This window comes from Arthrobacter sp. TmtSoilC77, assembly GCF_059739415.1.
Genome location: NZ_AP046050.1, coordinates 4836915 through 4843659, shown reverse-complemented (window position 1 = coordinate 4843659; position 6745 = coordinate 4836915). Strand labels below are relative to the sequence as shown.

General features: G+C 60.9%; 5 protein-coding genes. All 5 read right to left on the bottom strand.

Features of this window, described 5'->3' with window-relative positions; translation table 11 throughout:
* A partial coding sequence (locus AC6I99_RS22395) for a DNA topoisomerase (ATP-hydrolyzing) (protein ID WP_497961901.1) occupies window positions 1-1607 on the bottom strand: 1607 nt, incomplete at its 3' end.
* Window positions 1608-1667: 60 nt separating this feature from the next.
* Window positions 1668-3746 (bottom strand): DNA topoisomerase (ATP-hydrolyzing) subunit B, encoded by a 2079-nt coding sequence (gene gyrB / locus AC6I99_RS22390; protein WP_224165935.1) that lies wholly within the window; start codon window positions 3744-3746, stop codon window positions 1668-1670.
* A 338-nt stretch (window positions 3747-4084) separates the two neighbouring features.
* On the bottom strand, window positions 4085-4639 hold the full coding sequence (locus AC6I99_RS22385) for a DciA family protein (protein ID WP_224094502.1): 555 nt from the start codon (window positions 4637-4639) through the stop codon (window positions 4085-4087).
* Window positions 4626-5819, bottom strand: coding sequence for a DNA replication/repair protein RecF (recF, locus tag AC6I99_RS22380; RefSeq protein ID WP_497943960.1), 1194 nt, complete (start codon window positions 5817-5819; stop codon window positions 4626-4628). The genes AC6I99_RS22385 and recF overlap by 14 nt, the downstream gene beginning before the upstream one ends.
* 23 nt (window positions 5820-5842) lie before the next feature.
* The gene (gene gnd, locus AC6I99_RS22375) at window positions 5843-6727 is read right to left on the bottom strand and encodes a phosphogluconate dehydrogenase (NAD(+)-dependent, decarboxylating) (RefSeq protein WP_224165933.1); all 885 of its coding nucleotides are present in this window, start codon (window positions 6725-6727) and stop codon (window positions 5843-5845) included.
* Window positions 6728-6745: the final 18 nt, after the last annotated feature.

The following is a 6745-nucleotide window of genomic DNA, read 5'->3' as shown; positions in this document are numbered from 1 at the left end:
CCACGGGTAATGGTGACGACCATTTCCTCTTCAGGGATCAGGTCCTCCATGGACATGTCCCCGTCGAAGCCCATGAGAATGTGCGTCCGGCGATCATCGCCGTGCTTTGCAACAATCTCAGCAAGTTCCTCGCTGATGATCTGGCGTTGACGCTCTTCCGAAGCCAAAATCGCGTTGTACTCCTCGATCATGGCTTCGAGTTCGGAGTGACGGTCCTGGATCTTCTGGCGTTCCAAGGCAGCCAAACGGCGCAGCTGCATATCGAGGATTGCGCGGGCCTGGAGTTCATCGATCTCCAGGAGCTCCATGAGTCCCTCGCGGGCTGCCTCTGTGGTGTTGGACGCGCGGATGAGGGCAATAACCTCATCCAGCATGTCCAGCGCCTTGAGGAGTGCACGCAGGATGTGTGCTTCTTCCTCAGCCTTGCGCAAGCGGTAACGCGTCCGGCGGGCGATGACGTCCATCTGGTGTGTCACCCAGTGCCGGATGAAGGCGTCCAGGCTCAAGGTGCGGGGAACGCCGTCGACGATTGCCAGCATGTTCGCTGAGAAGTTGTCCTGAAGCTGCGTGTGCTTGTACAGGTTGTTCAGGACGACCTTGGCCACAGCATCGCGCTTCAGCACGATCACGAGGCGCTGACCGGTGCGGCCCGAGGTTTCATCGCGGAGGTCCGCGATGCCTTGGATCTTGCCGTCCTTGACCAGTTCGGCGATCTTGATGGCCAGGTTGTCCGGGTTGGCCTGGTAAGGCAGTTCGGTGACCACCAGGCAGGTGCGGCCCTGGAGTTCTTCCACGTTGACCACTGCGCGCATTGTGATGGAGCCACGGCCAGTGCGGTAGGCGTCTTCGATGCCCTTGTGGCCGAGGATGGTGGCACCTGTGGGAAAGTCCGGTCCCTTGATCCGCTGCAGGAGCGCCTCAAGGAGTTCCTCCCGTGAAGCGGTGGGGTTGTCGAGGGCCCACTGCACGCCTTCGGCAACCTCGCGCAGGTTGTGCGGCGGAATGTTGGTGGCCATACCCACCGCGATACCGGAGGAACCATTCACCAGCAGGTTCGGGAAACGCGCTGGCAGGATGGTGGGTTCCTGGTTCTTGCCGTCGTAGTTGTCCTGGAAGTCGACGGTTTCTTCGTCGATGTCGCGGACCATTTCCATGGCCAGTTGGGCCATCTTGGTTTCGGTATAACGGGGAGCAGCAGCGCCGTCGTTGCCGGGGGAACCGAAGTTGCCCTGGCCCAGGGCCAGGGGGTAACGCATGGTCCAGTCCTGGATCAAGCGGACCAGGGCGTCGTAGATCGCCATATCACCGTGAGGGTGATAGGTACCCATGACGTCACCCACAACACGGGCGCACTTGTTGAAGGAGCGGTCAGGACGGTAGCCGCCGTCGAACATCGCGTACAGAACGCGGCGGTGCACCGGCTTGAGGCCATCGCGGACGTCCGGGAGCGCGCGCCCAACGATAACGGCCATGGCGTAGTCCAGGTAGGAGCGCTGCATTTCAGTCTGCAGGTCCACCTGCTCGACGCGGTCAGTCAGCACATCGCCTTCAAGGATGAGGTCGTCGACGGTGGGTTCCGCCGGGACTTCGGGAGTTTCGTCACTCATAGTCTAAGTTTTCCGTTTCAGGTATATGTCAGCTCTGGAATATCTACGCCTTGTAAGGCACTAGATATCCAGGAACCTGACGTCCTTGGCGTTCTGCTGGATGAAGTTACGGCGCGATTCGACGTCCTCGCCCATCAGTACCGAGAAGGTCTGATCGGCAGCCAGGGCATCGTCCATGGTGACCTGCAAAAGAGTGCGGCGGTCCGGGTCCATGGTGGTGTCCCACAACTCGGTGTAGTCCATTTCACCAAGACCCTTGTAACGCTGGATTCCGTTGTCCTTGGGAAGGCGCTTGTTCATGGCCGCCCCCTTGCGGATGGTGTCGTCCCGTTCGCGATCGCTAAAGACGTAGTCGTGGGCGGCGTTGGACCATTTGATGCGGTACAGCGGCGGCTGCGCAAGGTAGACGTACCCGTTCTCGATCAGCGGGCGCATGTAGCGGAACAAGAGCGTCATCAACAGCGTGGTGATGTGCTGGCCGTCAACATCGGCGTCTGCCATCAGGACGATCTTGTGATAGCGCAGCTTGGCGATATCGAAATCTTCGCCAATGCCGGTGCCGAAGGCTGTAATCATGGACTGGACTTCGGCATTGCCGAGTGCCTTGTCCAGGCGAGCACGTTCCACGTTAAGGATCTTGCCCCGCAACGGCAGGATGGCTTGAGTTTCGGGGTTGCGTCCCCGCTTGGCCGAGCCACCTGCGGAGTCACCCTCCACCAGATAGACCTCGCAACGCGAAGGATCCTTGGAAGAGCAGTCGGACAACTTGCCCGGCATGCCGAAGGATTCCAGCGGGCTCTTGCGGCGGGCATTATCGCGCGCCTTGCGGGCAGCCATACGTGCCTGCGCAGCGGAAATGGCCTTCCGGATGACGTCACGGGCGGGTCCGGGGTTGCGCTCCAACCAGTCGCCCAACTGGTCCGTGACAACGCGCTGGACGAAGCCCTTGACCTCTGAGTTGCCCAGTTTGGTCTTGGTCTGGCCTTCAAACTGCGGCTCGGAAAGCTTGACCGAAATGACGGCCGTCAGACCTTCACGGATGTCATCACCGGTAAGGTTGTCTTCTTTTTCCTTGATGATGCTTTTCTCCCGCGCGTAACGGTTGATCAGCGAGGTCATCGCAGCGCGGAAACCTTCTTCGTGGGTTCCGCCCTCGTGGGTGTTGATGGTGTTCGCGTATGTGTGGACACTTTCGGAGTACGCGGTTGTCCACTGCATGGCGACCTCGACGGCGATGTGGCGCTCAGTGTCTTCGGTTTCGAACGCGATGACGTCCTCGTGGACGATCTCCACCTTCTTGCTTGAGTTCAGGTGCTTGACGTAGTCCAACAAGCCGTCCGGGTACTGGTAGACCACTGTGCGGTGCTCGGCGGCAACTTCACCTTCGGTGGCGACGGCGTCGAGATCCAGATCGTCCTCACCTTCCCGGGCTACGGGACGTTCGTCGGTCAGGGTGATCCGCAGGCCCTTGTTGAGGAAGGCCATCTGCTGGAAGCGCGCACGGAGCGTCTCGAAGTCGAATTCGGTGCTCTCGAAGATGGTGCCGTCAGGGTAGAACGTCTGTGACGTCCCTGTTTGGTCCGTCTCTTCTCCCTTGACGAGTTCGCCCTGGGGCTTGCCGCCGTCTGCGAATGACATGCGCCAGACGTGGCCCTGGCGCCGGACTTCCGTGTTCACCCGGCGGGACAGTGCGTTCACCACAGAGATACCCACGCCGTGAAGACCACCGGAAACCGCGTAACCGCCGCCGCCAAACTTACCGCCGGCGTGCAGGATGGTCATCACGACTTCGACGGTGGGCTTGCCCTCGGTGGGGTGGATGTCAACAGGGATGCCGCGGCCGTCGTCAACAACCTGGACACCGCCGTCTGCGCGGAGCGTAACTTCAATGTGTGTGCAGAATCCGGCCAGAGCTTCATCGACAGAGTTATCCACCACTTCATAGACCAAGTGGTGCAAACCGCGCGGACCGGTGGAACCGATGTACATACCGGGACGCTTGCGTACCGCTTCAAGGCCCTCCAGGACAGTGATGTCGCTGGCACCATACTCCCTGGGGGTTTCCGCGGGCGTGTCAGGCTTAGGAACAGTGTCCTCTTCGGGCTCTACTGCCAAGGTCTCTGCATTGTCGTTAGCCACAGGCGCTTTCGACTCCTCTGTATTCGATGACGGCCGTTCCCCTTGAAGGCTGCGGCAAACCGAGGCCTTCAACGAGCACGTGACTGATTGCGCCGATTACTCCGACGAAGAGGGCCCTGGAACCCACGAAAGTGTTTCCAGGACCCCGACGACGTTTCACCGGCGCTCAGTGATCTACGCCAATTCTATCGTGGAAATGCCGGAATCCTTGCAAATACGGGGGCAGCCGAGAGCTGAATGTGCCTATGGGAGGCCACTGGCCCTATCTGAAACGGCCCTACGGTGGTCCTGATGGGGGCCTATACGACTCGGGGGCGTTGAAACGCCCTGCACGCCGTTTAGCCGTACGTATCCCGGGGTCCCCGACCGTTGACGCTGCGCCCACCTTTGCGCCAACTTGGCGCAGACGGACCGAGCACGTGGATGCTGGTCACCACGCCTTCCCCTAGTTCATTCCGGAACATCTCCAGCAGGCTTGTACTGAGCAATCGCAATTGGGTTGCCCATGCCGTGGAGTCGCAACGGACATGAAGTGTGGTGTCAGTAAAGCTCTCCGGCGTGCAGTGCGCAGAAATGTCCGCGCCCACCAACGTTTCCCACTCGGCCATGACCGAGCCAACGGCAACGGGCGACGTCCAACCACGTTCTGCCACCAACCGGCCAACGACCTTCCCCAGGCCCAACGGGTCACGTCCGGTCCCATGGAACTGGGTAAAACCCCTGGTGTCGCGAAGGCCCTTGCGTTTAGGCGCGGATCCGGGGCGGGGAGCCCGCTGCCTGACTTCGCCTCGGGCCGCTGCGGCCTCACGCATCCGGTTCAGCGCGGCTTGGGCAGCATCGATTTCGTCCGGATCGCGGCCGGGTTGAAGTCCGTCGGGGCTATCCTTCGCCATCGATGCCTCCCGGAACAACGGTTATACGCCGCCCGGCCAGCTCCTCGGGAATATCGGCGATGACGGCGGCCGTGACCAGTACCTGTTCGGCACCGGCCACTATTGCTGCCAGTTTACGCCGGCGCTGGACATCGAGTTCTGCAAAGACATCGTCAAGAATGAGGATCGGCGCGGTACCGCCGGTACGGGCATCATCCAGCATGACGTAGTAGGAAGCGAGCCGCAGTGACAAGCACATGGACCACGTTTCACCGTGCGAAGCGTAGCCCTTGGCCGGTGCTTGCCCAAGCACAAGCTCCAATTCGTCCCGGTGCGGGCCCACCAGGGAGATGCCCCGCTCCAGTTCCTTCTTGCGGGAGGCGGCGAAAGCCTGGACGTAGCGCTCAGTGAGTTCGTCAACCGACAACAGCCTGAGGTCCTCGCCCGACGCCGAAGGTTCTGTTGGGCGATCGGCCGGCCCGCCGTCGTCGTCCAGTACGCCCTGGATGGTTGAGCGGTACACCGCGCCGGCGTCTTTTGAACCGTCAGTTAGCTGCGTGTAGGCACTGTTCAGGTGCGGGCGGAGCCGTTCCACAAGTTCCAGCCGCGCATGCAGGAGTTCTGCACCGGCGCGGGCCATATGCTGGTCCCAAACATCCAGCGTGGCCTCATGGCCTGCAGTAAATTTGCCCGTCCGGGCCGATTTCAGCAGGGCGTTGCGTTGCTTCAACACTCTGTCGTAGTCGCTGCGGGTGGCCGCGTGGCGCGGAATCAGGCTAACCAGGAGCTCGTCAAGGAAGCGTCTGCGGTTGGAGGGATCGCCCTTGACCAGCGCCAAGTCCTCAGGCGCAAAGAGGACTGTCTGGCAGATGCCCAAAATGTCCCTGGCACGCACCGGGTTTCCGCGATTTATCCGGCCGCGGTTTGCCCGGCCTGCATTAATTTCCACCTCGATAACCGTGGACTGCTCGCCGCGCACCAACTTTGCCCTGATCATTGCGCGTTCGGCGCCGAAGCGAAGGAGTGGGGCATCCGTACTGACACGGTGCGAGCTCAGGGTTGCCAAATATCCGATGGCTTCCATGAGGTTGGTCTTACCGATCCCGTTCGAACCCACCAGGACAGTAACCCCGGGGCCGAGCTTCAGGTCAACCTGTGCGTAGCTGCGGAAATCGGTCAGCGAAAGATGTTCAAGATACACGCCGTCTGCTGGACTCCTGCGGCCTAGTTGGCCGGACGTGTGGCGTGTCCGCCAAACTGGTGGCGCAACGCTGAAACCATCTTCATGGCCGGTGAGTTGTCTTCGCGGGAAGAGAACCGGGCAAAGAGGGCCGCTGTGATGGCCGGTGCCGGAACAGCGTTGGCAATTGCCTCTTCCACAGTCCAACGGCCTTCGCCGGAGTCTTCCACGTAGTCATCGATCGAGGCCAGTCCCGGATCCTCGTCGAGTGCTTTGACCATGAGATCCAGAAGCCAGGAGCGCACGACGGTTCCTTTTTGCCAGGCCCGGAAGGTTCCTGGAAGATCCTTCACGATGTCCTTGGCCGCCAGCAATTCATAACCCTCGGCATAGGCTTGCATGAGCCCGTACTCGATGCCGTTGTGAACCATCTTGGCGTAGTGGCCGGCTCCAACCCCGCCTACGTGGACGAAGCTGTCGGCTCGTTCGCCTTCAGGGCGGAGGGCATCGAAGACCGGCATGGCCAGTTCGATGTCTTCCTCAGCGCCGCCAGCCATGAGCCCGTAACCGTTCTGCAGGCCCCAAACACCGCCGGAAACCCCGCAGTCCGCGAAGCGGATGCCTTTTTCAGCGAGTGCAGCAGCGTGTTTCTGGTCCTCAGTGAAACGTGAGTTGCCGCCGTCGATGACCAAGTCGCCCGGGCTGAGCTTTTCGCCGAGTTCGGTGATCACGGCATCGGTGATGTCGCCTGACGGAACCATGACCCAAACGAGCTTGGGAGAGGGCAGGGCAGCAATCAGGTCGTCCACGGAAGCGACGTCTGTCACATCGGGGTTACGGTCGAATCCAGTTACTTCGATGCCACCGTTCCGCATGCGTTCCCGCATGTTGAAACCCATTTTTCCAAGGCCGATCAGTCCGATGTGCACGGGGGGAACTCTTTTCTG